Origin of the sequence: Microbacterium saccharophilum (assembly GCF_007992455.1) — a bacterium.
Classification (GTDB): domain Bacteria; phylum Actinomycetota; class Actinomycetes; order Actinomycetales; family Microbacteriaceae; genus Microbacterium; species Microbacterium saccharophilum.
In genome coordinates this window covers 362,311-389,269 of record NZ_BKAH01000002.1, presented here as the reverse complement: position 1 = coordinate 389,269, position 26,959 = coordinate 362,311, and the positions used below count along the sequence as shown (strand labels likewise).

Below are 26,959 nucleotides of genomic sequence, written 5' to 3'. Positions count from 1 at the left end.
CCCGTGACCGCGATCTCGCCCGCCGCTGGCTCGCGGAGTTCGAGGGCGCGGGGCTGGACGGCGTCGTCGCCAAACCGCTCGCACAGCCCTACGCTCCCGGCAAGCGCACGATGTTCAAGATCAAGCACGCCCGCACCGCGGATGTCGTCGCGCTCGGGTACCGCATCCACAAGAGCGGCGAAGGCGTCGGCTCGCTGCTGGTGGGGCTGTACGACGCGGCCGGCACGCTGCGCAGCGTCGGCGGCGTCGCCGCGTGGAGCGACGCGCGTCGCCGCGAGCTCATCGACGAGCTCGCGCCGCTCGTCGAACGCGACGAGGACGGTGCCGCCGTCACGGGCGAGACCGACCGGTCGCGGTTCAGCGGCTCGAAGGACGTCTCGTTCGTCCGGCTGCGTCCGGAACGCGTCCTCGAGGTGCGCTACGACCAGCTGGAGGGCGAGCGCTTCCGGCACACCGTGCAGTTCGAGCGCTGGCGCCCCGACCGCGACCCGCGCTCCTGCCGGTTCGACCAGCTGGAGACGGTGTCGGCGTACGACCTCGGCGACGTGCTGGACTGACGCCGCACGCAGATCGGGCCCGCACCGGCGCCGGGATCCGGCGGCTCGTCGTGCGGGCCCGAAATCTGCGTCCGATCAGCTGCCGCTGCTCGTCCTGTGCCCATGACATTACGCACGGCCGGGTGACGCAGATCCGCGGCGGGCCGTGAATAAACGCCTTTCGCGGAACCCGTCCGGCGGTGCGAGGATCAAGTCATGACCGACCCGTCCGCACCCCCCGCAGACCCGTCCGGCGAGTCGTCGCACACGGCGGAGCTGCGGCTGGAGCCGGTGCAGTTCATCGCGCGGACGGATGCCGTCGTGCGGCTCGGGTCGATGATGCTCGGCGCCGGCGCATCCGCCGCGCGCGTGCGCGACAGCATGCACCGTGCCGCGGAGGCCGTCGGGATCGCGCAGCTGCATACCCGGATCGGGATGACCGACCTCGTAGCCACGACGGGCCGCGGCCAGATGTTCCGCACCCGGGTGGTCGAGATCGGCCGCCCGGCCGTGGACGCCGACCGGCTCACCCACCTCAAGCGCCTCACGAACGATCTCGCGCCGCCGACCACCGCGGCATCGCTGCAGGAGCGCCTCGACGCGGTGGAGCAGCGCGCCCGCCGCGTCGCGGACCCCGTCAAGATCCTCGCCGCGGCGCTGGCCTGCGCCGCGTTCGCGCTGCTCAACAACGGCGGCTGGCAGGAGTGCCTGGCGGTGGGGATCGCGGCCGGTCTCGGGCAGTGGGTGCGGATGCTCCTGGGTCGCATCCACGTCAACGAGTTCCTGCTCGTGTTCACGTCGGCACTCGTCGCCCTGGGCGTCTACCTCGCCGCGGCCGGTCTGCTCGACCTCGCCGGGGTGCCGGGCGGGCAGCATGACGCCGCGCTCACCAGCGCCGTCCTCTACCTCGTCCCGGGGTTCCCCCTCGTGACGGGTGCCCTCGACCTCGCCCGCCTCGACCTCAACGCCGGGATCGCGCGCGTCGTCTATGCGTGCCTCATCCTCCTCGCCACCGGGACGGCCGTCTGGGGAACGGCCGCCCTCGTGGGCGTCTCGGTCTCGCAGACCGCCGCACCCGCCTTCGACGAGCCCGTCCTGTCGATCGTGCGCCTCATCGCCGGCTTCATCGGCGTGCTCGGCTTCGCCGCGCTGTTCGCCACGCCCTGGGCGATCGCACTCGTCGCGGCGACGCTCGGCGCCATCGCCAACGTCGCGCGACTCGCCCTCGTCGACGCGGGGACCATGCCCGCCGTCGCCGCGGCCGTCGCGGCGATCGCGGTCGGGTTCGGCGCGTTCTTCGTCTCCGACCGGATGCGCGCCGCCCGCGTGACGCTCACGGTGCCGGCGGTCCTCATCATGGTCCCCGGCGCCGCGGCGTACCGCTCGATCGCGGGCGTCATCGACGGCGACACGCTGGCCGCGATCCAGAACGGGGTGCAGGCGGTCTTCGTCGTGGTCGCCCTCGCGATCGGCCTGACGGTGTCGCGGGTGCTCACGGAACGCGAATGGTCTCGGCGCAGAGGATGACCGCGCGGCGCCGCGTCGTCTAGCGTCGAGCCATGGGATTGTTCAGCTCGACCCCCAAGACCGTCCGCTTCGACACCGCCGGCACGCCGCTGCGCGTCGACGCCCCCGGCCGGCCGTGGAGCCTGTGGGCCGACGGCCTCGGGCGCACCGCGACCCGCGCCCTGCAGGTGATGATCGTCGTCGCGATCACGGCCGCCGCGGTCTGGGGCATCCAGCAGATCACCGTGGTCACCATCCCGCTCGTGATCGCGCTCATCCTCGCCTCCGCCTTCGCCCCGGTCATGTCGTGGATGCGGCGGCGCGGCGTCCCGGCGGTGGTGGCGACGCTGCTGACGCTGCTGACGATCTCGGCGATCCTCGGAGCGCTGTCGTGGCTCATCGCCTGGGCGGTGCGCGACCAGTGGGATGAGCTGTACACGCAGGCGCAGCAGGGGTTCCAGGACCTGCTCGCGTGGACCGCGACGCTGCCGATCGACATCGACCAGGCGCAGATCGACGAGTGGATCGCGTCGCTGACCGACTTCGTCACGAGCGCGCAATTCGGGTCGGGTGCCCTCGCCGGCGTCGGCGCGGTCGCCAACTTCATCACGGGTCTCGTCCTGATGGTGACGATGCTGTTCTTCTTCCTGAAGGACGGCCCGCAGATGTGGGCGTTCCTGCTGCGCCCGTTCCGTGGGGACAGCTACGAGCGTGCGGTGCGCATCGGCGACAAGACGGTGCAGACCCTCGGGTCGTACGTCCGCGGCACGGCGACGGTCGCGGCCGTGGACGCCATCGGCATCCTGATCGGTCTCCTCATCCTCCAGGTGCCGCTCGCCATCCCGCTGGCCGTCCTGGTCTTCCTGCTCGCGTTCATCCCGATCGTCGGCGCGACCGTCGCCGGCATCCTCGCCGCACTCGTCGCGCTCGTCGCGAACGGCTGGGTCGTCGCGCTCATCGTCGTGGGTGTCGTCGTGCTCGTGAACCAGCTCGAGGGGAACTTCCTGCAGCCGGTGCTGATGGGCCGGTCGATGAAGCTGCATGCGTTCGTCGTGCTCGTCGCCCTGACCGTCGGCGCCGTCCTCGCCGGCATCGTGGGCGCCGTCCTCGCCGTGCCGATCACCGCCGTGGCGTGGGGCGCCATCCAGGTCTGGGACGGACCGCACACGCCCGTACGGTGGGCCCGGCCGAAGCACCGCGAGGAGGTCGGCGCGGACGCGCCGGTGACCCGCCCGATCGCCTGAGGATCAGTCCGCGCTGCGTGCGCGGCTCGGCTGCACGCGCGGCGGCTCCCCCGGCATCTTCGGGAACTCCGGCGGGAACGGCAGCTCGCCGAGACCGGCATCGAGGTCACGCTGCCACCACTCCAGGAGCGTGTCGATGCGGCCCGGCGCGGCCTGCAGGTCGGCCCAGGGGTCGCCGAGGTCCGCGAGGCGCTGCGGGACGGTCCGCACCGTGAACGCGGCGGGGTCGACGCCCGCCGCCAGCTCGTCCCACGTGATCGGCGTCGCAACGGTCGCGGACGGGAGGGCACGGGGACTGTAAGCCCCGGCCATCGTCCGGTCGCGGTTGGCCTGGTTGAAGTCGAGGAAGATGCGCTGCCCGCGCTCCTCCTTCCACCAGTTCGTCGTGACCCGGTCGGGCATGCGCCGCTCGAGCTCGCGTCCCGCCGCGATGACGGCGTGCCGGACGTCGAGGAACTCGTGGGCCGGCTCGATGGGACTGAAGACGTGGATGCCGCGGTTCCCGCTCGTCTTGAGCCACGCCTCCAGGCCGGCCTCCCGCAGGACGTCGCGGAGGGCGGGCGCGACCGCGGCGGCGTCGGCGAAGTCGGTGCCCGGCTGCGGATCGAGGTCGATGCGCAGCTCCACCGGGTTGTCGGTGTCGGCGGCCAGCGACGCCCACGGGTGGAACACGACGGTGTTCATCTGCACGGCCCAGACGATCGCCGCGGCGTTGTCCAGCACGACCTGGGGATGACGGCGTCCGCTGTTGTAGGTGCACATCACCTCGCCGACGTAGTCGGGGGCTCCCTTGGGCGGGTTCTTGGAGAAGAAGCTCTCCCCGTCGACCCCGTCCGGGAAGCGCTCCAGCGACACGGGGCGATGCCCGTTCGCCCGCAGGAACGGGTCGGCGACCGCGGCGACGTACTCGGCGAGCTCCTGCTTGGTGATGCCGAGCTCGGGCCACAGGATCCGATTGGGACTGGAGACCGACACGTCCTGCGGGCCGTGGGGTCCGGGCACCGTCACCGTCGTCCGCTCAGTCGCCATGCGCCCCACCCTAGGCGGAGCGCTCGACACGGGTCGAGGGGGTGGCGCGTCGACTCAGCCCGCGTCGCCGGGGGCGAGCGCCGCGAGCAGCGCCTCACGGTCTAGCCTGATCCAGGGGCCGGCCGGGTCGACGACGACGCCTGTGATGGCCGGATCGCCCATCACCGCGGCGTGCAGCTGCGCGCCGGTCAGCGGCAGGGGCCGGTCGCCGCGACGCATCGCGATGACCTCGAGCGGATGGGAGAACACCTCGAGCGTCCGTGCTCCGTCGGGCGTCCGGGCCTCGGCCAGACCGAAACGGCCGTTCTCGTCGGCCGGGCCGGCCGCGACCCACAGCTTGACGCGGCTCAGGGCCTCAGCCACGTCCACCGCCGTCTTCTGGTCGCGGGGGCGGCCGAGGAGGTTCTTGAGGGTCAGCTCGGGGTCGCCCTCCTCGAGCGCCTTGCGGATGAGCTCGATCGGGAGCACGATCCGGCCGCCGGCGGTCGCGTGGTCCAGGATCATGCCCGCGTAGTCGCCCGCCAGGGCGTTCGCGAAGACGACCCCCACGGGCTGACCGAGCGCGGACGTGCCGCTGTCACCGTCGGCGCGGACGGCGGACTGCAGCGGCTCGCCACCGGTGTAGGCGAGGAGGAAGCGCTTGTCCTCGATCGTCGAGACGGCGAGCGAGAGCGGCTTGCCCTCCGCGACGAGCGTGCGGGCGTCGCCGCGCACCCGCAGGTAGAGGTGGCCCTGCAGCGCCTGCCGCATGACGTTCATGACGTCGAGGTTCTGCGGCTTCTCCGGAAGCGCGGCGAGCGCGGCGCGCAGCACGACGTTGTCGGGCATGCCGGGCACCGTCTCGCTGCGCGGGGGCGCTTCGGCGGCCGGGCGGATCACCGGGGGCGCACTCGCGGCCTGCCCGAACGTGGAGACGGAGATGCCCACCTGGGGGATGATCTCGTCCGGCAGCACGATGGCGGGCTGCGCGTCGGTCGGGGCCGCGGCCGGCTCAGCGGCCGACGGAGGAGCCGGCGTCTCGGCGGGCTTCGGACGGCGGGAGAAGAGGGCCATCCTGCGAGCCTAACCCGCTGCGCATCGGCGACTCCCGGGAGCTCGCGCGATCGTCGGGGATCCTCACGCGCCGCCTACAGCTTGCTGATCGGCGCGATCTTGATGAGGAGCTTCTTCGGGCCGGCGGTGTCGAACCGGACGTGCGCCACGCGCTTCGCCCCCTCGCCGGTGACCATGTCGACGCGCCCTTCGCCGAAATCGTCATGGCGGATGCGGTCGCCCGCACCGAGCTCGAGATCGCCGTTGTCGCGCACCTTCGCCGGGATGCGGTTCGCGAACTTCTCGATCGAGCCGCTCTTCTCGCGCGGGGGAAGAGGGACGAGGTCGTCGCCGTAGCGCTTCCCGCCGCCGCCGAAGCCGCCCCCGCCGCCGGGACGGCGCGCGTTCAGCGCCCGGGACTGCATGCCGCCACGGGAGTTCACATCGCCCGGCGACTGGCGCCAGTCGATCAGCTCGTGCGGGATCTCCTGCAGGAACCGGCTCGGCATGGCCACGGTGACCTCGCCGAACTGCGCCCGCGTCATGGCCAGCGAGAGGTACAGGCGCTTCCGGGCGCGGGTGAGGGCGACGTAGAAGAGGCGCCGCTCCTCCTGCGGTCCGCCCGGCTCCCCCGCCGAGATGCGGTGCGGGATGAGGTCCTCTTCGACGCCTGTGACGAAGACCGCGTCGTACTCCAGGCCCTTCGCGGTGTGCATCGTCATGAGCGAGACCGAGCCGCTGGCATCCGAGAGATCGTCGGCATCCGAGACGAGCGCGACCTCGGTGAGGAAATCCAGCAGCGTCCCGTCGGGATTGTTGCGCGCGAACTCGCGGGTCACCGCGACGAGCTCGTCGAGGTTCTCCACGCGCGCCTCGTCCTGCGGGTCCTTGCTCTGGCGCAGGGCGTCGAGATAGCCCGACTTGTTGAGCAGCAGCGAGAGCCCCTCGGCGACCGAGGTCGGCGGCGCGACTTCGCCGGAGGACGGGAGCATGATCTCCGCCGCCTCCGCGAGCACCGCGTCCAGGCGCACGATCGCCTGCTGGATCTTCGGGCCGACGCCCAGCGCCGACGCGTTGGCCAGGGCGTCGCGGAAGGTGATGCCCTCCTCCGCCGCGTAGCGGGCGATCGCGGTCTCGGTCACATCGCCGATGCCGCGGCGCGGCCGGTTCAGGATGCGGCGGACCGAGAGCTCGTCCGCCGGGTTCGCGACGGCGATGAGGTACGCCATGGCGTCCTTGATCTCGGCGCGGTCGTAGAACTTCGTGCCGCCCATGATCTTGTACGGCACGGCCGAGCGGATGAAGATCTCCTCCAGCGCGCGGGACTGCGAGTTCGTGCGGTAGAAGACGGCCATCTGCGAGTACTCGACGCCGGCCTTCCGGATCGCCTCGACCTCGTCCGCCACGAACTGCGCCTCATCGTGCTGCGAGTAGCCGGTGAAGCCGATGATCGGCTCCCCCGCGCCGACGTCGGTCCACAGCTTCTTGTCCTTGCGGTCGAAGTTGTTGCCGATGACGGCGTTCGCCGCGGAGAGGATGTTCTGCGTCGAACGGTAGTTCTGCTCCAGCAGCACGACCTTCGCGCCCGGGTAGTCGCGCTCGAACTCGGTGATGTTGCGGATGTCCGCGCCGCGGAAGGCGTAGATGGACTGATCGGAGTCGCCGACGACCGTGAGCGACGCACCCTCCATCTCGGGTGCCTGCTCCGGCTCGAAGATCATCATGCCGCCGCTGGAGAACGCGTCGCCCGCCTTGCCGACGACCGGACGGGTCAGCTCGCGGATGAGCGCGTACTGCGCGTGGTTCGTGTCCTGGTACTCGTCCACGAGGATGTGGCGGAACCGGCGCCGGTACACGTCCGCGACGTGCGGGAACGCACGGAAGAGGTAGACGGTCTGTGCGATGAGGTCGTCGAAGTCGAACGCGTTCGCCCGCTGCAGCGCGCGCTGGTAGTCCGCGAAGATCTCGACGAAAAGCCGCTCGGCGGGGTCGGACATGTTCGCGGTCCGCGCGAACGATTCGGCGTCGGCGAGCTCGTTCTTCAGCTTCGAGATGCGGCCCTGGACGGATGCCGGGGTCAGGCCGAAGGCATCCGCTTCATGCTCTTTGACGAGTCGCTTGATGAGCGCGCGCGAGTCGCCGGAGTCGTAGATGGTGAAGCTCTTCGTGAAGCCGAACTGCTGCGCCTCGCGGCGGAGGATCCGCACGCACGCGGAGTGGAACGTCGAGATCCACATGCCCTGCGCGCTGTCCCCGATGAGCTGCGCGACGCGCTCGCGCATCTCACCGGCGGCCTTGTTGGTGAAGGTGATCGCGAGGATCTGGCTCGGCCACGCCTCCCGGCCGCGCAGCAGCGACGCGATGCGGTGGGTCAGGACGCGGGTCTTCCCCGACCCGGCGCCCGCGACGATGAGCAGCGCCTGCCCGCGATAGGTGACCGCTTCGCGCTGCGGTGGATTGAGTCCCTTCAGGAGGTCGTCGTCGGCACGCGTGCCGGTGCGTGCTGCCCCGACGATGACTGGTTTGATCGGGTCACTCATGTCCCCTCAAGTCTAGGCGCGGCCGCCGACGTCCGGTCGGCGTGTCTCGCACGCCGGGTGCCGGGCGGGAGCCCGCCGGTCGGCCAGGATGGGCCCATGCCCTCGCCCGCCATCCGCGTCCTCGACGTCGCCGGCCTCCCCGCCTATGTGTCCGATATCGCCACGACCTTCACGGGGACGCTCGTCTTCGGCGTGGGCCTGCGCGACGAGACCGCGCGCAGCGCCGGGACAGCGCATCTGCTCGAGCACCTGATCATGAAGCGCGTGGGAAAGGTCGCTGTCACGCACAATGCCACGACCTCCGACGAGGTCATCGCGTTCTTCGCGCAGGGCTCCCCCGCGCAGGTCGGCGACTTCCTGACGCGCGTGGCCGCCGCGGTGTCGTCCCTGCACGAGATCACGGCCGATGACGTCCTCGAGCAGCGGCGGATCATCTCCGCCGAGCTCGGTCAGGGCGACGAGCGCATCGGCCGCGGGAACCTCATCGACCGGTTCGGGAACCAGTCGCTCGGGCTGCTCGATTTCGGAAGTCCCGCCCACCGCTCCCACACCCGGGCCGACGCGCTGCGCTTCGCGGACACCTGGCTGCACGCCGGCAACGCCGCGCTGACCTTCACCGGACCGATCCCCGACGGCTTCACGCTCTCGCTGCCCCCCGCGCGGCCCGTCCCGGAGCGGACGCCCCCGGAGCCGATCCGGCATGAGGCGTGGATCCCCAACGGCGAGGTCCCCCTCGTCCTCTCGCTCGTCCTGCGCTCCCCGGATGCCGCGCACACCGCGGTCGCGCGGACCCTGCTGGAGGACGCCCTACTCGGGCGGCTGCGGACCGAGCGGCACCTGGTGTACTCCGTGAACGGCTTCGCCTTCCCCCTCGGTGCGGGCGCCACCTTCGTCGGGTATGCGATGGATCCCCGCGCCGAGGACGCCCTCGCGGCGGCGACGGGCGCCGTCGAGCTGCTCCGTGAGCTCGCCGAAACGGGACCGGACGAGGCCGCGATTCGTGAGCAGATCGAGGCGTGGGATGCCGCCGACGACGACCCGCTGGCGCAGGCCGCGCAGCTGGACGCGATCGCCGCCGGCGTGCTCCGCGGTCGCCGCGAACGCGACGATGTGGAGGCCGTCGACCTGCACGCCGTCACGGCCGCAGACGTCCAGCGGGTGATCGCCGACGCCATGACGACCCGCTTCATCACGTTCGCCGGCGACACCCCGCTCCCGGACGACGACGAGGTCACGGCCGCGCTGGGCATGCCGCCGGCGGAAGACCCCACACCGCTCGCCGTCACCCTCTCCCGGGGGGACTGGGTGCGGCACGTCATGCCCGCGGAGGTCGAGGTCTTCGGCGGCCGCGCGTTCCGCGGCCTGCGCGGAGCCAGCCTGTTCGTCGACCTCGAACGCGTGACCTTCGCCTCCAGCGCGGGGACCATGGAGGTGCGCTTCGACAGCATGCCGGTGGCCCTCTACTCGGAAGGGCAGCGCTTCTGGTGTCTCGTCGGTCGTGAAGGGCACTTCATGATCGTCGACCTCGACCAGTGGCGCGGTGCGGCCAAGCTGCACGACCTGCTGGGAACGCGCATCCCCGGCGACGTGCAGGCCGGCGTCGACCTGGAGACGCCGCTTCCCGCGTGACCTGCCACTCCCCCGTCTTGCAGGAAACCACGCCGAAGTCAACCCGGAAGTCGCTTTGACCCCGCGCCGGTAGCGTCGCATCCATCGCGCCCCTCGGGCGGATTTTGGGGAGGATCGACGTGACACAGCCGGTGGAGGAGATGGCAACGGCGGCGCTGCTCGACGGTCGCTACCAGCTCGGCGCGTGCATCGGCCAGGGCGGCATGGCACGGGTGTTCCGGGCCGAGGATCTCCAGCTGGGCCGCACGGTCGCGATCAAGATGCTGCGCGGGGATGCCGATGCCCACGCCACGCCGGAACGTGCGCGCATGGAGATGGCACTGCTGGCCTCGCTCAACCATCCGTCGCTGGTGACGCTCTTCGACGCGAGCATCGTGCCCGGCAAGCCCGAGTACCTGGTCATGGAGCTCGTCGACGGCCCCTCCCTCGCCGGGGAGCTCGCGAAGGGGCCGATGGCGGCCGGCGAGGTGGCGGCGATCGCCGCCGAGCTCGCCGCCGCGCTGCACGTCGTGCACGACGCGGGGATCGTGCACCGCGACATAAAGCCCTCCAACGTGCTCCTCGCGCCGACGTCGCTGCCGGGACGCCGGCACCGCGCGAAGCTCGCGGACTTCGGGGTCGCCTACCTCGCTGACTCCACACGGCTCACCACTCCCGGCCTCATCATCGGAACCGCGGCGTACCTCGCCCCGGAGCAGGTGCGCGGCGAACCCGCCGGCGGGCCGGCCGACATCTACTCGCTCGGCCTCATGCTCCTCGAAGCCCTCACCGGGCACCGCGCATTCCCGCACGCGTCCGGTATCGGCGCCGTCATGACGCGGCTCATCGAGGAACCCGTCATCCCCGACTGGATGGGACGGGACTGGGCCGAACTGCTGCAGGACATGACCGCGACCGATCCCGCGGCGCGACCGACCGCACTCGAGGTGCTCGATCGCGTCGCCGGGTTGCCCGTCTCCGTGGCGCCGGCACCGGTCTCGACAGCGGCGGTCGAGGGCCACCCGCCCGAGACCGTCCCCCTCGCGCTGCCGGCAGGGCTCCCGGCGGCGGCCGCCGTCTCCGGCGACGCGCCGGCCTCCGCGCCGGTCGACACTCCTCCGCAGACCGGCGACCCGGCCACCGCGGCCGTCGCGCCGATGCCGCGCCGCCGCGGCCGGCGGGCGGCGGTGCTGCTCCCGCTCGCCGCGGCCGGCGCCCTGCTGTTCCTCCAGGTCGGCCTGTGGGTGGGTGGCATGCACCTGCAGTCCGGCGTGGCTCCGGCGGTGGGACCCACGCCTGCGCCCTCGGTCAGCTCCGTGCAGGAGGCGGTCACCGAGGACGAGGTGGAGCCCATCCTGCCCGCCGGCGACGTCCGGCAGAGCACGCCGAGCGACCCGGCGGAGGATGCCACGGCTGCGGCCCGCGAGGCCGAGAAGGCGGCCCGCGAAGCGGAAAAGGCCGCAGAGCAGGCCGCGCAGAACGAGCAGAAAGCCGCCGAGCAGGCCGCCCGCGACGCCCAGAAGGCCGCCGAGCAGGCCGCGCGCGACGCCGCGAAGGAGCAGGCGGCCCAGCAGCGCGCGGCCGACAAGGCCGCGCGTGACGCGCAGAAGCCCGGCAAGACGCCCTGAGAAACCACATCCCGCATGAGAAACACCGCCACAGTGGTTTCTCATGCGGGATGTGGTTTTTCGGCGCCGCGAGCGCGCCGACGCCGTGGCCTCAGGCGTCGCGGCGGCGCCGGCGCAGCCGCCAGACGTTGCCGTCCCCCGGATCATGCTCCAGGTCATCCAGCGCGGCGAGCGCGAGCGCGAGGCCCCGGCCGGATTCGGCATCCTCCCCCGGCATCGCCACGCGATCGAGGCGGATCAGCGCGGGGTCGGCGTCGTCGGTCATGACGGCGGTGAGCATGGCCGCGTCGACCTCCAGCCGGACGGTGACCGTGGCATGCTCGGGGCCTTCCGCGTGCTCCACGACGTTCGTGGCCACCTCGCTGACCGCCAGGGCGAACAGCATCCGATCTTCGTCCGACACCTCCGGCACGCGGCGCCAGAGGTCCTCGAGCGCGTCGTGGACCGCGTCGACGAGCGTCAGGTCGGCGGGGCCTTCGATGTACTCGCTCGCGAGCGCATCACTGCCCATCGAACGCCGCCTCCGCCGACGGGTATTCGCGGAGCACGCGGTCGAGGTTCGTCAGCTTGAGGACCCGACGCACGGCCTCCGGCACCGCCGCGATGCGGAGGTCGCCGTCTGCCAGTCGCGTCGATTTGAGACCGCCGATGAGCGCGCCGAGGCCGGAGGAGTCGATGAACTCCGTGTCGCTCATGTCGATGACGACGCGGGGGGTGCCGGCGGCGACGGCGTCCTCGACGGCCTGCCGCAGCCGGGGAGCTCCGGTCGCGGTGAGCCTGCCTGCCACGGCGACGACGGCCGCGCCGTTCACGGTGTGGACGGTGATGTTCATACGTCTGCCCTCTCGTCGAGCGTCCGGGGGGTGTAGCCGCGATACCGCACGGCCTGGATGATGACGCTCAGCACCGCCAGGTCGTAGAGCACCCAGACGGAGTTCACGAGCGTGCCGGTGCCGTCGCCCGTTCCGACGATGACGCGGCCGACGCCGACGACGAGGGCGACGCTCAGCAGGGCCATCGCCGTCAGTTGCGGCCAGATCTCGCGCCATGGCGGGCCGCCGGCCGCCCGTCCGTCCTTCCGTGTGACCACGAAGCTCAGCGACTTGCCGAGCACCACGTCGGCGAACGCCGTCGTGCACGCCTTGATCCAGATCGGGAACAGTGCGAGGGAGTACTGCTGTCCCCGCCAGGTCCGGATCCCCTTCGCCACCACGACGAAGAGCACCTGGTTGATGAGGAAGTAGGGCAGGAAGCGCGCGAAGAAATCGACCGTCCACGCCGTGACCGGCAGGACGCCGAACAGGAGGTAGATGATGGGCGCGGCGATGTAGACGACCGCGGCGAAGCCGGACAGGTAGCTCCACATCGTCGCGAAGTACATGAGCCGCTGCCCGGCGGCGAGCCCCTTCTTCATGAGCGGGTTGTCGCGCAGCAGCACCTGCATCGTGCCCTGGGCCCAGCGGAGCCGCTGCTTCAGCATCGTCCGCAGGTCTTCGGGTGCGAGTCCGTGCGCGAGGATCTCGTGGTGGTAGACGCTCCGCCACCCGAGCGAGTGCAGCTGCATGGCGGTGGCCATGTCCTCGGTGATGGAGATGGTGGCGAGCGGCTGCACGGGCTGCGCCTCATCGGGGCGGTCGATGCGGAGTGCCTCGATGAGAGCGTCGACGGCGGCCACGGCACCGAGCGGCGACAGCTCCCGCACGGCGAGCGCATCCAGCGCCGTCTCGTCGACGATGAACGCGTCGAGTTCGGCGTCATGCTGCACGGGCAGCTCGGCGATCGCCGTGAGGTCGGCGCGTGCCGCCCGGAGATCGGACGTCACGAGCCGCCGGGATGACTCCTGGATGGCGCTGTGCACGTTGTAGGTCACGTCGGCGATCGGTGTGCCGGATGCCGCGTCGGCACGGGCACGCTCGACGACGTCCTGCAGACGGACGAGTTCGGCGGTCACGTCGGGCGGGGCGGATCGGTCGGCGACCGCGCGCTGCAGCATCCGTCGCGCTGCGCGCAGCGCGGTCGCGACCGACTGCTCCAGGTTGCGGACGTAGCCCACGATCCCGAGCTGCATGAGCGCATCCCGGCGCAGCACGGCGTTCGATCCGCAGAAGAACGCGGCGTTCCAGCCGTCCTTGCCCTGCTGGATCGGCCCGTAGAACAGCGGCGCCTGGCTGCCGAGCGGGTCGGCTTCGTCCACGTTGACGAACCACTGCGGCGTCTGCACGAGCGCGACCTCGAGATCGTCGGCGAAGTACCCCAGCGTGCGGTCGAGGATCATCGGATCGGGCACCTGGTCGGCGTCCAGGATGAGGAGGAACTCCCCGTCGGTCTGCAGCAGGGCGTTGTTGAGATTCCCCGCCTTCGCGTGTCGGGGCTTGCCGACCCAGTCTGCGGAGCGCGTGATGTAGCCCACCCCGGCGGCCTGAGCGGCGGCCTCCATCTCCGGGCGAGCGCCGTCATCGAGGATCCAGGTCTCGTGCGGGTAGCGGATGCGCTGGGCGGCGAGCGCGGTCGCCATGACCATCTCGATCGGCTCGTTGTACGTGGCGATGAGGACATCGGCTGTTCCGGTGGGCGCGGAGCGGGGGGCCGGCCGGTCTCTGGCGCGCCACATGGTCACCGCGAAGAGGATCGTGTCGATGAGGCTGTAGGTCTCGGCGATGACGAGCGGTACCGCGATCCACCAAGCCTCCCAGTTCACGGAAGCGAGCCAGCGCCACGCCACATAGTTGACGCCGAGGAGTACCGACAGCAGCGCGAGGATCCGGATGAGGACGAAGCGGGCCGTCATCCGTCGCGCCCCACGACGACGACGGTGACGTCGTCGGGCGCCTTCGCTGCGCGTGCGATGCGGACAGCCTCCGCGACGGCGCCGGCGGGACCCGCCTCTCGCAGGGTGCGGCGGACGTGGCCGAAGGGATCTGCGGGATCGAGCACGTCCAGCAGTCCGTCGCTGCAGCACATCAGGATGTCGCCGGGCTCGAGGACGGCCTCCCCCACTGCGCGCTCCTCATCGATGCCCATTCCGAGCGGCAGGCCCGTGGAACGCAGCGACTCCCAGGTGTCATCGCCGCGGAGGATGAAAGCGAGGCTGTGACCGGCGTCGACGAACCTGACCCGGCCGGACTCCGCATCCAGGTCGGCATGCAGCGCCGTGACGAACATGTGCAGGTCGTCGAGGTCGCGCGCGAGCATGCGGTCGACGTCGCGCACGGCCTCCAGCAGCGGGCGATCCGGCGCCGTGCGCAGGGATGCCCGCACGCCGGCGGCGATCATGCCCGCCCCGATGCCCTTTCCCATGACGTCCGCGAGGGTCAGGCGGAGGCGGGTGCCGTGGACCTCCCAGTCGTACAGGTCACCCATCACCTGCCCGGCCGGCACCGCGGCGGCCGCGAGCGTGTAGCCGGGGAGGGCGGGCGTGCGGCGCGGCAGCAACGCCCTCTGGACCACGGCGGCCTGATCGAGTTCATACTCCCGAGCGATCTCGGCCTGCACCCAGGACGCGAGCTCACGCAGGAGTTCGCGCTGCTTGGTGCTGAGCTGCCGTGGTTTCGTGTCGATGAGGCAGAGGGTTCCGACCGTCTCGCCACCCGGGGCCTCAAGCGGCTGACCGGCGTAGAACCGCAGATGAGGGTCGCCCGTCACGAACGGGTTGGTGGCGAAGTCGGCGTCGACGGTGGCGTCCTCGACGACGAGCATGCTGCCCTTGCCGACGGTGGCGTCGCAGAACGAGTCCGCCCGCGGCGCTTCGCGCTCACCGTCGAAGCCGTACTCCGAGAGCCGCCACTGCCGGTCGCGGTCGAGCAGCGACACACTCACCATCGGCACGTCGAAGAACTCGTGTGCGAGCCGGGTGATGCGATCGACGCGTTCATCGCGCGGGGTGTCGAGGATCTCGAGGGCCTCAAGGGCTCGCTGGCGCACCACCTCGGAGTCGACGGGTTGCTCCAATAAGGCCATACCTGCACCCTGGTATGAACGGCGGCTCCTGGCAAGCCGCCGAGCCGCGCTGCGCGCGGATGTATCGGTGGCACGCACGCGCGACAATGGATGCATGCGCACCCTGCTGAACATCATCTGGCTGGTCCTGGCCGGATTCTGGCTGTTCCTCGGATACGTCCTCGCCGGCGTGCTGCTGTGCATCCCGATCATCACGATCCCGTGGGCGATCGCGTCGTTCCGGACCGCCAACTACGTGCTGTGGCCGTTCGGCCGCATGATCGTCGACAAGCCGGGCGCGGGCGTCGGCTCCTTCATCGGCAACGTGATCTGGGTCGTCTTCGCCGGGATCTGGCTGGCGATCGGGCACCTGCTCTCCGGCATCGCGCTGTTCATCACGATCATCGGCATTCCGCTCGCGCTCGCCGACTTCAAGATGATCCCGATCTCGCTCATGCCCCTCGGCAAAGACATCGTTTCGACGCGTCAGGGCGCGTTCGACCGCCCTCTTCGCTGACAACGGGATGCCGCAACACGGCGTCACGGTGAGACACCGCGTGTCACGCCACGGACGGGAGCCGCAGGTCCGGGTTAGCGTCGATCCATCGCGGCGACCCGGGTGGTCCCGGGCACCGGCTCATACCCGGGTGCGTTGCGGGTTCGACTCCCCACGCCGCGTCCATTCGCGAACGCACGCTATCCCAATGTTTTCAAGGGGTCGCGGCCACTTCTCCCCGCCCGACGATAACCGCCTGGACGCCAATTGGACACACTCCGAGCACAGCGATCCGTATCGCGCCGTCGATCTACGGCCGATGGCGTTTCGGACGGGAGCGGCTGTAGATCAGTGCGGCGCCGCCCACGAGGGTCACCAGCGCGAGCGCCGTCAGTAGCAGGATCGGCACGTCGGCGCCGGTGACGGCGAGCGTTCCGGTCGGTGCGGCGGCCGCCGTCACGGTGAGGTTCGCCCATGCCGAGCCGGACGCCGCTCCCCGCACCTCGATGCGGTGCGCGCCCGGTGGCGTGTCGCGAGGGACGGTGACGACGGTCGAGAATGCGCCCCAGGCGTCGGATGCCGCCAGGGCGAGGTCCACGGGATCGGAGTGCAGCGTCACCTGCAGCGACTCGGTCGGTGCGAAGCCCGCGCCGGTCACCGTGACCTTGCCGCCGGCTGCGACGGTTCCGCCCGCGATGGCGATCGTCGGGTCCGTGCCCGGATCGGCCCCGGGGTCCGGGCCCGGATCGGTCCCGGGGTCCGTGCCCGGATCGGTACCGGGGTCGGTGCCGGGGTCGGCGGCACGTTCCAGCACGACGTAGGGCGCGATCACCGGACCGCGCGTCCAGTCCATCACCTCGGCCTGCGGCCTCGCGCCGGTGAACAGGTCGAATGCGTTCGAGTCGGACGTGTCGGTAACTCGCGAGGGGTCCTGGTCGGTAAAGCTTCCTGCTCCGCCGCCGCCGCGGAAGGGGCCGACGAAGTCGGGGCAGTCGACACCCTGCGCGCACTCCGCACTGTAGACGGGGCGCACGTTGCCCACGCCCTCACCGTCCTCTGCGTCGCTGAACATGGCCACCTGGTATCCGGTCGCGGCCAGGTCGCTCCCCCCGAAGGCTGCGGCCGGCACGGTGGCGACGATCGACCCACTCGGGTCGAGGGTGACGGCGCCGACGCGCCGGTGGTCGGCGTCGTAGACACCGCCACCGAACGCGGCATCCGCATACCGGCCGTCCGCAACGATCGCGTGCGTCCAGGCGCCCTCTGTGGAGGTGTTGGTACCGGGCAGCATGGGATTCACCGCGGTCGACGAGCCGTCGCGCACGTAGATGTTGACCCGCTGCGTGCTCATGCCCGAGCCACCTCAGGGATTGTGGATCTCGCCACCCGTCGCCACGACGAATCGCACGAGGTCGCCGTCCCGATACACATCCAGGCCCGTCAGGTCGAAGCTGCCGGTCGGATAGGTGTACGTACCCGGCCCGTTGTCGTCGCCGACCGGATCCTCGACCGAGCCGGGCAGGGTGCCGAGGGTTGATCGCCGAGGCCCGCAGAGACATTGCCCCGCGATCACTGGTGTCAGCCGGTCGGCAGGTGGCGACGCCCGCTCATGGCGACCACGCCGAGGCTGAGGGCTGCGATCAGGGAGCCCGCGAGGAACATCGCAGAATACGTGATCCACGCGCCGAGCGCCGCCAGGATGGCCGGGATGAAGAAGCCCAGGTAGGTCAGCGAGTAGTACACGGCGGTGAGCCCCGCGAGGTCGTCGGGTCCTGCGATGCGCTGGATCTCGCGCAGACCGCCGACCAGCAGCATGCCGTAGGCGGTGCCCAGCGCGGCGGCCGCGACGAACGCCCAGGGCAGCGAGTGCAGGCCGACGGCGACGGCGGCCAGGCACATCGCGGGGACGGTCACCGCCAGCGCGGCGACGACGCCGCGCGCGGAGCGCGGCGAGTCGACCCGGGCGGCGAGCTTCTGCACGGCGACGCCGCAGCCGAGAGCGACCACGCACAGCAGGCCCGAGATCCCCACCTCCAGGCCCGGCACCTGCGACATCATCAGCCCCGGCAGGATGGCGTAGGCGCTGGCGGCAGTGCCGAACACCCACGGCGCCATGGGTACGACAACCAGCAGGAACCGCCGGTCCATTGCGGTCGGTATGCGCAGGTCATCGAGCAGCGGCGCGGCGTCCCGGCGGCGCCGGCGGGTCTCGGGCGCCTGCAGCAGCACGAAGAAGGCGGCCAGGGTGATGGCGATGTGCACGACGTAGGGGGATGCCGCCGGCAACGGTCCGAACTGCGCGAGCGCGGCGGCGACGCCGGCGCCGAGCGCGAAGCCCGACGTCAGCGCGAGCGCGGCACGCGACGCGCCGCGGCCGTCGGCGCTGTCGAGTTCGAACGGCGCCTCGGAGAGCTCCTTGACCCAGCTGGTCCCCACAGCCATCACCAGGCCCAGGGCAACGCCCGAGAGCACCCGGCCGGCGAACAGCAGGGGCGCCGAAGCCGCGCCGACCGCCAGCAGAGCGCTGCCGGCCACGGCGATCAGCGGTGCCGGCACGAAGAGCGGGCGCCGGCCGTAGCGGTCCGAGAGCGGACCGCCCAGCAGCAGCGCGGGTACGATGCCGAGCACGTAGGCACCGAGCAGGACGTTGACCGTCAGCGCGCTCATGTGGTCGATCTGGCGGTACATGACCAGCAGCGGGGTGAACTCGTTCCCTCCCCACGCGACGGCGAACAGCGCGGCGCCCACGCTCAGCCACGGCGCGGCAGCGCGGGACGCGGCAGCGCGGGGCGCGGCAGCGACGGTCGGAACCTCGGCGGTTGCGCTCACGACAGCAGATCCCGGTGCGTGTTGCGGATGTGCCGCGCGAGCGCCACCTCGAAGGCATCCGGGTCACGATCGCCGATGAGGCGTGCGAGCAGCTCATGGTCGGCGAGCACCTGTGGGGTGCGATCCTCTCGCCGCCAGAGCGAGCGCGTGACCATCCGTCGTTGACGGTCCCGCAGCGTCGCGAAGAATCCGCCCAGCAGGGCATTCTCACCCGCCTCCACGATGGCGGCGTGGAAGGCGGTGTCGGCTTCGGCGAGTCCGTCGAGATCCTGCTCGACGAAGGCCGCGCGTTGCCGCTCGATGATGGCGGTGAGGATGGCCACGAGGCCCTGCGCCCGCTCGCTGTCGCGACCGACTCGGCGCACGGAATCCGTCTCGATGAGCACGCGGGCGTCGACGACGTCTTCGAGTTCGTGCGGCTGGGCTTCGGCGATGAGGGCCCCGCGTTTGGGATACAGCCGCATCCACCCCTCGGCCTGCAGGCTCAAGAATGCCTCACGCACGGGCGTGCGGCTCATCCCGAGCGACTCGGCGATCGAGCCCTCGCTGACCATCGACCCACCGGGCAGCTCTCCGTCCAGAATCCGCTGCTTGACGACCTGATAAGCAATCTCCGCCGCGGAGCGCGTGTCGACCGCGCGGGTCGAGCTTGCGGCGATGTCGCTCTCCAACGTATTCATGACATAGATACTAGTCGCATCTATGTCATGAATCGACTGGTCGAGTCCCGCTCGAACGGCCGGGCGGTTCCCGCGCATCGGCGCGCGGCACCGCCCGGCGTCGTCGGGGGCATACCCGGTGAGCTGGTCCCCGCCGGAGCGACGTCAGCGGGCGTACACCTTCGCCTCCCACGGACTCAGGGCGGCATCGGCACGATCCTCGCCGACCACGTTGTTCAAGATCGGACGCTCGTCGCGCCAATAGTCGCGCTCGGCTTCGGGGAGGTGCGGGGTCACCGCCGACGAGGACAGGTTCGCGATCACCAGCAGGCGCTGGGCGCCGAGGGTGCGTCGGAAGGCGAACACGGCCGGCGCGCCGACGTCCAGTCGCTCGAAGTCGCCGTCAGCGACCACGGCAAGCCGGTGTCGCAGAGCGATCAGCGCCCGGTAGTGGGAGAACACCGAAGCGGCATCGCGGTACTGCGCCTGCGCGTTCACGTGACGGTGGTTCGGGTTGACGGCAATCCATGGAACGACCGTCGAGAATCCCGCGTTCGCGCTGGCGTCCCACTGCACGGGCGTCCGCGCGTGATCGCGGCTCATCCTCATGAGCCCCGAAAGCACCCTTTCGGGCTTCTCTCCGCGCGCCACGGCGCGCGCGTAGTAGTTGAGCGATTCGACGTCGCGGTAGTCCTCGATCGCGTCGAAGGGTGCGTTGGTCATGCCGAGCTCTTCGCCCTGATAGACGTACGGGGTGCCGCGCTGCAGGTGCAGGACCGTGGCCAGCGCGGTGGCCGATTCCCGCCACCACTCGCCGGCATCGCCGAAGCGGCTCACCGGGCGGGGCTGATCGTGGTTTGCGAGGTACAGGCTGTTCCATCCCGCGTCGGCGAGCGCGTCCTGCCACTCGGTGAAGGATGCCGCCAACTCCCCCGGTTCGAGGGCGCGTGGACGGAACTTCCCGTCGCCGTGGTCGAGGCTCACGTGCTCGAACTGGAAGACCATGTCGAGCTCGCGCCGCGCGGGGTCGGAGAACAGCGGCGCCGCGTCCTTCGTGACGCCCGGCGTCTCGCCGACTGTCAGCAGTGAACCGCGCCCGTCGAAGACCTCGCGGCGCATCTCCTGCAGATACTCGTGCAGGCGGGGGCCGGCGGAGTAGTGCGCGAATCCGTCGCCGTACTCGGCACCCGGACGGACGGGTCCGTCGGGATAGTCCGGGTTCTTGGAGATGAGGTTGATGACATCCATCCGGAAGCCGTCGACCCCGCGGTCGAGCCACCAGCGCATCATCTCGTACACCGCCTGACGAACTTCGGGATTCTCCCAGTTGAGATCGGGCTGCTTCCGCGCGAAAAGGTGCAGGTAGTACTCCCCCGTCTCGGGGTCGAGCGTCCACGTCGGCCCCGAGAAGAAGGACTCCCAGTTCGTGGGCTCGCGGTCGGGTTCGCCGGGGGCGTGCCCCGCTCGCGGCGGTCGCCAGATGTACCAGTCCCGCTTGGCGCTGTGGATCGAGGACCGCGACTGGACGAACCACGGATGCTCGTCGGAGGTGTGGTTGACGACGAGGTCCATCACGAGCCTCATGCCGCGAGAGTGCAACGCCGTCAGCAGTTCGTCGAAGTCATCGAGGGTGCCGAAGACCGGGTCGATGCCCTGGTAGTCGCTGATGTCGTAGCCGTTGTCGGCTTGCGGCGATGGGTAGATCGGCGAGAGCCAGATCACGTCCACGCCGAGCCGTTCCAGATGATCGAGGCGCTGCAGGATACCCCGCAGATCGCCGATCCCGTCGCCGTCGGAATCCTGGAAGCTCCGCGGGTAGATCTGGTAGACGACCGCCCTCTTCCACCACTGCGACGAGGCCGGCACGTCCGCACCGGGAAAGAGCCCCTCAGAGAGCGACATGGACTACCTGCCAGATGTGCACCGGCGGCAGGACGGCCACGGCGTGGTTCTCTTCGAGACGCACCTCAAGATCGCTCAAGCGGCCGCCTGCGTCGGGATCGGCGACGCGCACGCGTGGCATCCGGCCGCGGATGTGTCGGAAGCGCAGCTCCCCGTCGCCGGTGGCGGCCGGCTCGTTCCGCGGCGCATCCCAGGAGGTGTCCTCCTGCCCCGCCAGGTTGATCAGGTGCACGACGAGACCGTCGTCGGCGCGGGTGACCCGCCGCCACACCGCCCCCGCTACCGCCGTCTCGGCGACGGCGACGTCGGCGTAGGCCACGTCGAGGTCGTCGTTGTAGTCGCCGACGTACGACGCGGTCACGTCGACGATCTGCGGATCCAGCAGCAGGGCATCGTGCTCGAGCGCGAAATCCGACCAGCGTGTGAGGAACTCGAGCGTCCGCGGCTCGGCTTCGTGGTTGCGGACGTAGTACGGGTCCACGAGCAGCCTACCGTGCTCGCCGGCCAGGAGCTGGGTGGCCCCGTGCGAGAGGAGGGTCGCCATGGTGAAGGCCGTCGCACGATCGGATGCGTCGGCGGGAGCCTGGTCGTACACGTGCTGATAGGCGGCCAGGACGACGGGCTTGTCCCCGGCCACCGCCCGCGCCCGTGTCGCCACGGCAGCAAGCGCGCCGAGTGTGAGCACCGGCTTCCACGGTTCGATGTAGACCGCGTCCTGCGGCGCCGACGCGCTGTCCCACGTCGGGAAGTCGTTGACGTTGTTGAAGATCAGCCGCGCGTCCGGCAGGTTGTCGCGCACCACGTCGATCATCCGGTGGAAGGACTCGGCCACGTCGATCGCGGTGCCGTCCGGGGTGGCGGCGTGCTTCGGGTACCCGTACTGGTCGAGGTGGAAACCGTCGAAGCCGACCTGTTCCACCGACGCGCGCAGATCCTGTGCGAAGTGGGCGAGCCAGGGCGGTGACGCGGGATCGAGGATGAAGAGAAAATCACCGAGCGCATAAGGCTCCCCGTCTGGACGCAGCAGCGCGTGCTGCTGCCACCGCGGCCATTCTTCGGGACCGACCGCGTACACCGCGGCGTACCCGTACGAAGCCGCGCCCGCTGCGCGCAGCGCGTCCACGAGCGCCCGGACCGTCTCGAGAGTGATCGGCTGGCCCAGCGCGTCGTCGTACTGCTCGCCGCCACCGAGAAGATCCGCGTGCCGGTACGCCCAGTCGTAGAACTGGATGCCATTGAGGTGGAGTCTGCGCGCGAGGTCGGCGACGGCGTGGACGTCCTTGCCGGGCGCGTAGCTGGCGACGAACCCGTAGCGCAGCCGGGCGCGCGCATCGTCTGTGATCTCGATCGCCGTGCGGACGACGCCGCCCGCATGCTCGAGGTCGACGCCGTAGCATCCGGGCGACAGGTCGGGAAGCGTCTGGAGAGCGCCGGGGCGGACCGGCTGGCGATGCACGAGTTCGCCGAGCCGCCACACAGAGAGGCTGCCGTCCACCGGCGCCGCTCCGCGGATCTCCACGTGCAGATTCTCGCCCGGCGCGAAGCTGGCGCGGGCGGGCAGGAGTGTCAGGTCGGTCACGGTCATCCTTTGACTGCCCCGGAGGTGAGGCCTTGTACGAAGTGGCGTTGGAAGATGAGGTACACGACGATGACCGGGATCACCGCGATGACGGACGCCGCGAAGACGAGACCCCACTGCGTCGCGTTCTGTCCTTGGAAGAGTTGGATCGCGATTGGCAGGGTGCGGTTCTCGGGGCTGTTGATGATGGTCAGGGCCCACGCGAACTCGTCCCAGCTGGCGAGGAAGGTGAAGATCGTGGCAGTGGCGAGCGCCGGTCTGGCGAGCGGAATGGCCAGCCGCCAGTATCGGATCCACGCGTTCGCGCCGTCGACCTGCATCGCCTGATCGAGCTCACCCGGGATCGCCGCGAAGAACCCGCGCAGCAGGAACACGTTCAGTGCCAGCGAGCCGGCCACGTAGAACACGATGAGTCCTGCGAGCGAATCCAAGAGGCCGAAGTACTTCGCGAGCACGAACTGCGGGATGATCAGCATCATCGCCGGCACCATCAGGCCGATCAGCATGATGCGGAAGATCACTTCGCGGCCGCGGAACTCGAACCGGGCGAAGCCATAGGCCATCATCGAGCTGATCAGCACCGACAGCGCGGTGGAGACCACGGCGACGATCACCGAATTCAGCGCGTAGCGGGAGAAGTCCTGGCTCGTCCACGCCTGCACGTAGTTGGCCCACGTGAACGGGTCGGGGATGAACTGCGGGGGCGTCGTCAGCACGTAGGCCTGCGGCTTGAAAGACGTCGACACCATGTACAGGAACGGCGTGATCATGACGATCGCGCCGACGACCAGGGCGACCAGCCGCATCCCGGTCAGGGCGCGGCGCTGTACGCTCGAGCGCTTCATCACGCCTCCTCGTCGGAACGGTCGCGGAACACGCGGAGCTGCACGACCGAGAAGATGAACACCACGATTGTCAGCAGCACGGCGATGGCGGCCCCGTACCCGAAGTCGAGGTTGGAGAACGCCTGCTGGTACATGAACGTCAAGACCACCTCGGTCTGACCGCCAGGTCCGCCGGCCGTCATCAGCAGAACCGACGTGAACACGTTGAAGCCGCCGATGACCAGCATGACCACGACGAACAGCATCGCCGGCCAGATCGCCGGAATCGTGACGGCACGGAACCGCTGCCACCAGTTCGCGCCGTCCAGCGCGGCCGCCTCTTCGAGGGATTGCGGGACGCCTTGCAGCGCAGCGAGGAAGATCATCATGGACCAGCCCACGCCCTTCCACACTCCGAGCGCGCAGATCGCGACGAGCGCCGTCCACCGCCCCGACAGCCAGGAGGTGCTGCCGTCGGTGAGCGGCACGATGTCGCCGAGTGCCCAGTTCACGAGGCCCTGATCGGCGAACAGATACTTGAACAGCAGGGAGACGACGACCCAGCTGGTGACCACCGGAAGATAGAAGAGCACGCGGAACAGCGGCTGCGCCGGCGCCTTGGAGCGCAGCAGCATGGCCACCGCGAGCCCGAGGATGATCTGCGGTGGGACGGTGAACAGCATGTAGATGCCGCTGTTGGACAGACTCAGCCAGAAGCGGTCGTCCTGCACGGCGCGGGTGTAGTTGTCGAGTCCGACGAACTCGCTCGCCGCACCGCGCAGGATGTTCCAGTCGTACAGGCTCATCTGCAGCGCCTGAACGATCGGGTACAGGATGAACAGCCCGAACAGGATGGCCCCGGGCGCGATGAATAGCCAGGGTGTGAGGTTCGGCTTGCGCCGACGGCGCGGGGGGAAGGGCTCGCGCGAGGCAGCGGTGGCTGCCCCGCGCGAGCCGGCGGTGAGGGTCATCAGCCGTTGTCGGCCAGGAGCGCGTCGATCTTCTTGGCGGCAGCGGTGAGCGCATCCGCCACAGTGACCTTGCCCTCGAAGGCGGGCACGAGCTCGTCGTTCAGGATGGTGTCCACCTCGCCGGCCTGCGGAATGGGCAGGCGCGCGCGGGCGGTCTCCAGCTGATCGGAGAACGTCGCGAAGTAGGGCACGAGGTCAGCCTGCTTCTGCGCGAACTCCGGCTTGACGGACATCTGGCCGGCTCTTGCCATGCCGAGCTGGAAGGTCTCGCTCTGGCTGAACTCCAGGAACTTGTACGCGGCGTCGGCGTGCGCGGTGGATTCGGTCACGACGAGGCTCTCACCACCGACGACGCTGATCGACCCGCCGTCACCGGAGGGCATCGGCGAATATGCCGGTGCGAAGTCCGGGTACTGACCGGCCCAGATGTCCTGCATCCACGGGCCGTCGAGAATCGACGCGTACAGTCCGCCCGGCAGCCCGTCGCTCGTGCCCGTGGCGCCGGTGTTCCCGGTGATGAGGTTGGGGATCTGCCCCTTCTGATACAGGTCGACCAGCAGCTGGACGCCCGCGACGCTCTCCGGGCTGTCGAGGTAGCCCGTGGACGTGGTCAGGTCGGCATCGGCGATGTCACCGCCGGCCGACCAGATCCACGGCATGACGTTCCAGGCGCTCAGACCACTGTCGGCGAAGGCGAACGTTCCCGACCCGTCCAGACCTGCCGCCAGCTTCTCGAGATCGTCGAACGTGGCCGGCGGCGCCGAGAGGCCTGCCTTCTGCAGCGTGGCGGCGTCGGTCACGAGCACGCGGGTGTTGGTGTTCAGCGGGATGCCGTAGTAGTGCCCGTTCCACGAGGTCGTCTCCAGAGTGCCGGGGTAGACGGCGTCGGCGAGGTCCTCAAACCCGGGCATCGTGCCGTCGAGCTGCTTGAAGACCCCGAGCTTGGCGAACTGCGCGACCCAGCCGATGTCCGATCGGATGAGGTCCGGCAGTTCACCGCCGGCCGCGGAGGTCGTGAGCTTCTGCTTCAAACCGTCGTACGGCATGTCGACGTACTCGACGGTGATGCCCGGGTTCTCCTTCTCGAACGCGGGGATCAATTCGTTCTCCAGTTCGTCGGTCTGGGCGCTGTTTCCACCGTTGCCGTATGTGCCCCAGAAGGTGAGGGTAACCGCGTCGTCCGACGCGGACGGCGAGCCGCCACCGCTGCAGCCGGCGAGCAGAGCACCCGCCGCCACCAGAGCGACGACCGTCGTCGCAGAACGTAAATGCCTCATTGCAGATCTCCCAGTATCAGGTGGTACACGGAGGGGGGTGCCCTCCTCCGACGCGGCAGTCGTTGCCGATGATTTATTTGAGCATATGAAGTAAAGCCTGCGCAAGATCCAACTTCTCACAGACTTCGATGCGCGATATATTCGGCTACGGAGGTAAATCACGATGGGGTGGCAACCGAGCGATCAGCTCACGCAGGACGTCGCACTCGAGGTACTGCTGCACGGCCCGTTGGGTCGTGCAGAGTTGGCTCGACGACTCGATCTCGCTCCCGCGACTCTCACGCGCATCAGCTCCGAACTCATCCGCTCGGGGATCGTGACGGAGACTTCCCAGGTCATAGAGGGGCGCGGGCGACCGACCACTCCCCTGGACGTCGTCCCGGCAGCGCATCACTTCCTGGGGGTCAAGCTCGCCGGCGAGTCCCTGTTCGCCGTGGTCACAGATCTGCGCGCGAACGTCGTGCGCACTCTCGGGGAACGACGGCATTCCGGAGCCCCCGAGGACGTCGTCGGCATCATCGGCGCGCTCGTCGACGATGCCGAGTCGCGGCACCCGATCGACGCCGTCGGAATCGCCGTCGGCGGGGTCGTCGACGCGGACGGGACGATCACCTCCGCGCCATTCCTCGGCTGGACCGACGTCCCGCTGGCGGCGGCGACGGCGGACGCGGTGGGGCGTCCGACCGCCTGCGCGAACGATCTCGAGGCCTTCGTCGACGCGCTGCACTGGTTCGGCGTCGGCTCGGGTCACTCGAACTTCGCCGCCCTCACTCTGGGCATCGGCGTGGGCTACGGGTGCATCGCGAATGGTCGGGCGCTGACGGGCCCCGATTCGGGAGTCGGCCTCGTCGGGCACTGGCCGCTCGATCCGCTCGGCCCCCTGTGCCGACAGGGCCACCAGGGTTGCGCGGAGGCGATGCTGACGATCCCGTCCATCGAGCGCGCTGTGCACTTCGCCACCGGCGAGGACGTGCCGTGGCAGGAGATCGTCTCTCGGGCTCGACGAGGAGATGAGACCCTCACCCGGCTTCTGTCCCGGTCCGGCCGAGCGCTAGGACAGCTCATCGCGGCGGTGGCGAACCTGACGGCACCCGAGTTCGTGGTCATCGGCGGCGAGGGGGTGGAGCTCGCCGAGGTGGCGCGCGCCGACATCCATCGCGGCCTGGCAGAACATCGCGACGCCCGCGCATCCGAAGTCCGCATCGAGTTGGTGCCCGGAACGAACGAGGAGTGGTGCCGAGGAGCAGCAGTCCTGGGCATCCGCCGGTTCGTCCTCGGCCGCGGCGATGCCAGCGTCGAGCACTCATCGGCAGAGCGCAGACCTGCGTCTGCGTGAGGCGACCCAGCGCCCGGCTGGCCGCGC

At 70.1% G+C, this 26,959-nt stretch carries 21 protein-coding genes, 1 tRNA gene and 1 pseudogene; 8 read left to right on the top strand and 15 right to left on the bottom strand.

Annotated elements, in window-relative coordinates:
- From MSA03_RS03785 to MSA03_RS03775, 3 genes are all read left to right on the top strand, one after another.
- On the top strand, positions 1–557 hold a 557-nt coding region (locus MSA03_RS03785; RefSeq protein ID WP_443093794.1), incomplete at its 5' end, for an ATP dependent DNA ligase.
- Positions 558–752: 195 nt separating this feature from the next.
- Positions 753–2,063, top strand: a complete 1,311-nt coding sequence (locus MSA03_RS03780; protein WP_028497313.1) for a threonine/serine exporter family protein — start codon at positions 753–755, stop codon at positions 2,061–2,063.
- A 32-nt stretch (positions 2,064–2,095) separates the two neighbouring features.
- Entirely contained in the window at positions 2,096–3,286 is a 1,191-nt protein-coding gene (locus tag MSA03_RS03775) for an AI-2E family transporter (RefSeq protein WP_051526436.1), read from the top strand.
- Between the two features lie 3 nt (positions 3,287–3,289).
- Here MSA03_RS03775 and ligD read toward each other — a convergent pair whose 3' ends face one another.
- The 3 genes from ligD to MSA03_RS03760 form a co-directional block, all read right to left on the bottom strand.
- A complete protein-coding gene (gene ligD, locus MSA03_RS03770; RefSeq protein WP_028497312.1) occupies positions 3,290–4,315 on the bottom strand; it encodes a non-homologous end-joining DNA ligase in 1,026 nt (341 codons plus the stop codon).
- Positions 4,316–4,369: 54 nt separating this feature from the next.
- The gene (locus tag MSA03_RS03765; protein WP_147049676.1) at positions 4,370–5,368 is read right to left on the bottom strand and encodes an SseB family protein; all 999 of its coding nucleotides are present in this window, start codon (positions 5,366–5,368) and stop codon (positions 4,370–4,372) included.
- A gap of 74 nt (positions 5,369–5,442) precedes the next feature.
- A complete protein-coding gene (locus tag MSA03_RS03760) occupies positions 5,443–7,887 on the bottom strand; it encodes an ATP-dependent helicase (RefSeq protein ID WP_028497310.1) in 2,445 nt (814 codons plus the stop codon).
- A gap of 96 nt (positions 7,888–7,983) precedes the next feature.
- Between MSA03_RS03760 and MSA03_RS03755 the strand changes: the two genes are divergently transcribed.
- Complete coding sequence (locus MSA03_RS03755; protein WP_147049675.1) at positions 7,984–9,516, top strand: M16 family metallopeptidase; 1,533 nt, start codon at positions 7,984–7,986, stop codon at positions 9,514–9,516.
- Positions 9,517–9,635: 119 nt separating this feature from the next.
- Positions 9,636–11,123: a serine/threonine-protein kinase gene (locus MSA03_RS03750; protein ID WP_244946309.1), complete on the top strand. Its 1,488-nt coding sequence runs from the start codon at positions 9,636–9,638 to the stop codon at positions 11,121–11,123.
- A gap of 91 nt (positions 11,124–11,214) precedes the next feature.
- On the opposite strand, the gene MSA03_RS03745 is transcribed toward MSA03_RS03750, so the two are convergent.
- From MSA03_RS03745 to MSA03_RS03730, 4 genes are read right to left on the bottom strand one after another with little or no spacing between them, the layout of a single operon-like run.
- Complete coding sequence (locus MSA03_RS03745; RefSeq protein WP_147049674.1) at positions 11,215–11,634, bottom strand: ATP-binding protein; 420 nt, start codon at positions 11,632–11,634, stop codon at positions 11,215–11,217.
- Positions 11,624–11,956 (bottom strand): STAS domain-containing protein, encoded by a 333-nt coding sequence (locus tag MSA03_RS03740; protein ID WP_147049673.1) that lies wholly within the window; start codon positions 11,954–11,956, stop codon positions 11,624–11,626. Before MSA03_RS03740 ends, MSA03_RS03745 begins: the two co-directional genes overlap by 11 nt.
- A complete protein-coding gene (locus MSA03_RS03735; protein ID WP_147049672.1) occupies positions 11,953–13,911 on the bottom strand; it encodes a glycosyltransferase family 2 protein in 1,959 nt (652 codons plus the stop codon). Before MSA03_RS03735 ends, MSA03_RS03740 begins: the two co-directional genes overlap by 4 nt.
- Positions 13,908–15,080, bottom strand: coding sequence for a PP2C family protein-serine/threonine phosphatase (locus tag MSA03_RS03730; RefSeq protein ID WP_147049671.1), 1,173 nt, complete (start codon positions 15,078–15,080; stop codon positions 13,908–13,910). Before MSA03_RS03730 ends, MSA03_RS03735 begins: the two co-directional genes overlap by 4 nt.
- A 94-nt stretch (positions 15,081–15,174) precedes the next feature.
- On the opposite strand from MSA03_RS03730, the gene MSA03_RS03725 reads away from it, so the two are divergent.
- The gene (locus MSA03_RS03725; protein WP_028497304.1) at positions 15,175–15,576 is read left to right on the top strand and encodes a YccF domain-containing protein; all 402 of its coding nucleotides are present in this window, start codon (positions 15,175–15,177) and stop codon (positions 15,574–15,576) included.
- A gap of 89 nt (positions 15,577–15,665) precedes the next feature.
- Positions 15,666–15,741 (top strand) — tRNA-Met (locus MSA03_RS14305).
- 124 nt (positions 15,742–15,865) lie between these two features.
- On the opposite strand, the pseudogene MSA03_RS03720 reads toward MSA03_RS14305, so the two are convergent.
- From MSA03_RS03720 to MSA03_RS03680, 8 genes and pseudogenes are all read right to left on the bottom strand, one after another.
- A pseudogene (locus MSA03_RS03720) lies at positions 15,866–17,128 on the bottom strand (glucodextranase DOMON-like domain-containing protein).
- A 5-nt stretch (positions 17,129–17,133) separates the two neighbouring features.
- Positions 17,134–18,384: an MFS transporter gene (locus tag MSA03_RS03710; RefSeq protein ID WP_147049668.1), complete on the bottom strand. Its 1,251-nt coding sequence runs from the start codon at positions 18,382–18,384 to the stop codon at positions 17,134–17,136.
- On the bottom strand, positions 18,381–19,064 hold the full coding sequence (locus MSA03_RS03705) for a GntR family transcriptional regulator (RefSeq protein ID WP_147049667.1): 684 nt from the start codon (positions 19,062–19,064) through the stop codon (positions 18,381–18,383). The genes MSA03_RS03710 and MSA03_RS03705 overlap by 4 nt, the downstream gene beginning before the upstream one ends.
- Before the next feature lie 144 nt (positions 19,065–19,208).
- A complete protein-coding gene (locus MSA03_RS03700) occupies positions 19,209–20,945 on the bottom strand; it encodes a glycoside hydrolase family 13 protein (RefSeq protein ID WP_147049666.1) in 1,737 nt (578 codons plus the stop codon).
- Entirely contained in the window at positions 20,932–22,524 is a 1,593-nt protein-coding gene (locus MSA03_RS03695; protein WP_147049665.1) for a glycoside hydrolase family 66 protein, read from the bottom strand. Before MSA03_RS03695 ends, MSA03_RS03700 begins: the two co-directional genes overlap by 14 nt.
- A 2-nt stretch (positions 22,525–22,526) precedes the next feature.
- Positions 22,527–23,369, bottom strand: a complete 843-nt coding sequence (locus MSA03_RS03690) for a carbohydrate ABC transporter permease (RefSeq protein WP_147049664.1) — start codon at positions 23,367–23,369, stop codon at positions 22,527–22,529.
- Positions 23,369–24,319 (bottom strand): carbohydrate ABC transporter permease, encoded by a 951-nt coding sequence (locus tag MSA03_RS03685; protein WP_147049663.1) that lies wholly within the window; start codon positions 24,317–24,319, stop codon positions 23,369–23,371. The genes MSA03_RS03690 and MSA03_RS03685 overlap by 1 nt, the downstream gene beginning before the upstream one ends.
- On the bottom strand, positions 24,319–25,596 hold the full coding sequence (locus tag MSA03_RS03680; protein WP_147049662.1) for an extracellular solute-binding protein: 1,278 nt from the start codon (positions 25,594–25,596) through the stop codon (positions 24,319–24,321). Before MSA03_RS03680 ends, MSA03_RS03685 begins: the two co-directional genes overlap by 1 nt.
- A 316-nt stretch (positions 25,597–25,912) precedes the next feature.
- Between MSA03_RS03680 and MSA03_RS03675 the strand changes: the two genes are divergently transcribed.
- On the top strand, positions 25,913–26,932 hold the full coding sequence (locus tag MSA03_RS03675) for an ROK family protein (RefSeq protein WP_244946308.1): 1,020 nt from the start codon (positions 25,913–25,915) through the stop codon (positions 26,930–26,932).
- Positions 26,933–26,959: the final 27 nt, after the last annotated feature.

Bases quoted from the DNA above. Each gene is read 5' to 3' on its own strand.
- MSA03_RS03685 (WP_147049663.1), bottom strand. From the start codon at position 24,319: ATGACCCTCACCGCCGGCTCGCGCGGGGCAGCCACCGCTGCCTCGCGC.
- MSA03_RS03700 (WP_147049666.1), bottom strand. From the start codon at position 20,945: ATGTCGCTCTCTGAGGGGCTCTTTCCCGGTGCGGACGTGCCGGCCTCG.
- MSA03_RS03705 (WP_147049667.1), bottom strand. From the start codon at position 19,064: ATGAATACGTTGGAGAGCGACATCGCCGCAAGCTCGACCCGCGCGGTC.
- MSA03_RS03775 (WP_051526436.1), top strand. From the start codon at position 2,096: ATGGGATTGTTCAGCTCGACCCCCAAGACCGTCCGCTTCGACACCGCC.
- MSA03_RS03735 (WP_147049672.1), bottom strand. From the start codon at position 13,911: ATGACGGCCCGCTTCGTCCTCATCCGGATCCTCGCGCTGCTGTCGGTA.
- MSA03_RS03760 (WP_028497310.1), bottom strand. From the start codon at position 7,887: ATGAGTGACCCGATCAAACCAGTCATCGTCGGGGCAGCACGCACCGGC.
- MSA03_RS03725 (WP_028497304.1), top strand. From the start codon at position 15,175: ATGCGCACCCTGCTGAACATCATCTGGCTGGTCCTGGCCGGATTCTGG.
- MSA03_RS03755 (WP_147049675.1), top strand. From the start codon at position 7,984: ATGCCCTCGCCCGCCATCCGCGTCCTCGACGTCGCCGGCCTCCCCGCC.
- MSA03_RS03780 (WP_028497313.1), top strand. From the start codon at position 753: ATGACCGACCCGTCCGCACCCCCCGCAGACCCGTCCGGCGAGTCGTCG.
- MSA03_RS03730 (WP_147049671.1), bottom strand. From the start codon at position 15,080: ATGGCCTTATTGGAGCAACCCGTCGACTCCGAGGTGGTGCGCCAGCGA.
- MSA03_RS03690 (WP_147049664.1), bottom strand. From the start codon at position 23,369: ATGAAGCGCTCGAGCGTACAGCGCCGCGCCCTGACCGGGATGCGGCTG.
- MSA03_RS03745 (WP_147049674.1), bottom strand. From the start codon at position 11,634: ATGGGCAGTGATGCGCTCGCGAGCGAGTACATCGAAGGCCCCGCCGAC.
- MSA03_RS03765 (WP_147049676.1), bottom strand. From the start codon at position 5,368: ATGGCCCTCTTCTCCCGCCGTCCGAAGCCCGCCGAGACGCCGGCTCCT.
- MSA03_RS03740 (WP_147049673.1), bottom strand. From the start codon at position 11,956: ATGAACATCACCGTCCACACCGTGAACGGCGCGGCCGTCGTCGCCGTG.
- MSA03_RS03680 (WP_147049662.1), bottom strand. From the start codon at position 25,596: ATGAGGCATTTACGTTCTGCGACGACGGTCGTCGCTCTGGTGGCGGCG.
- ligD (WP_028497312.1), bottom strand. From the start codon at position 4,315: ATGGCGACTGAGCGGACGACGGTGACGGTGCCCGGACCCCACGGCCCG.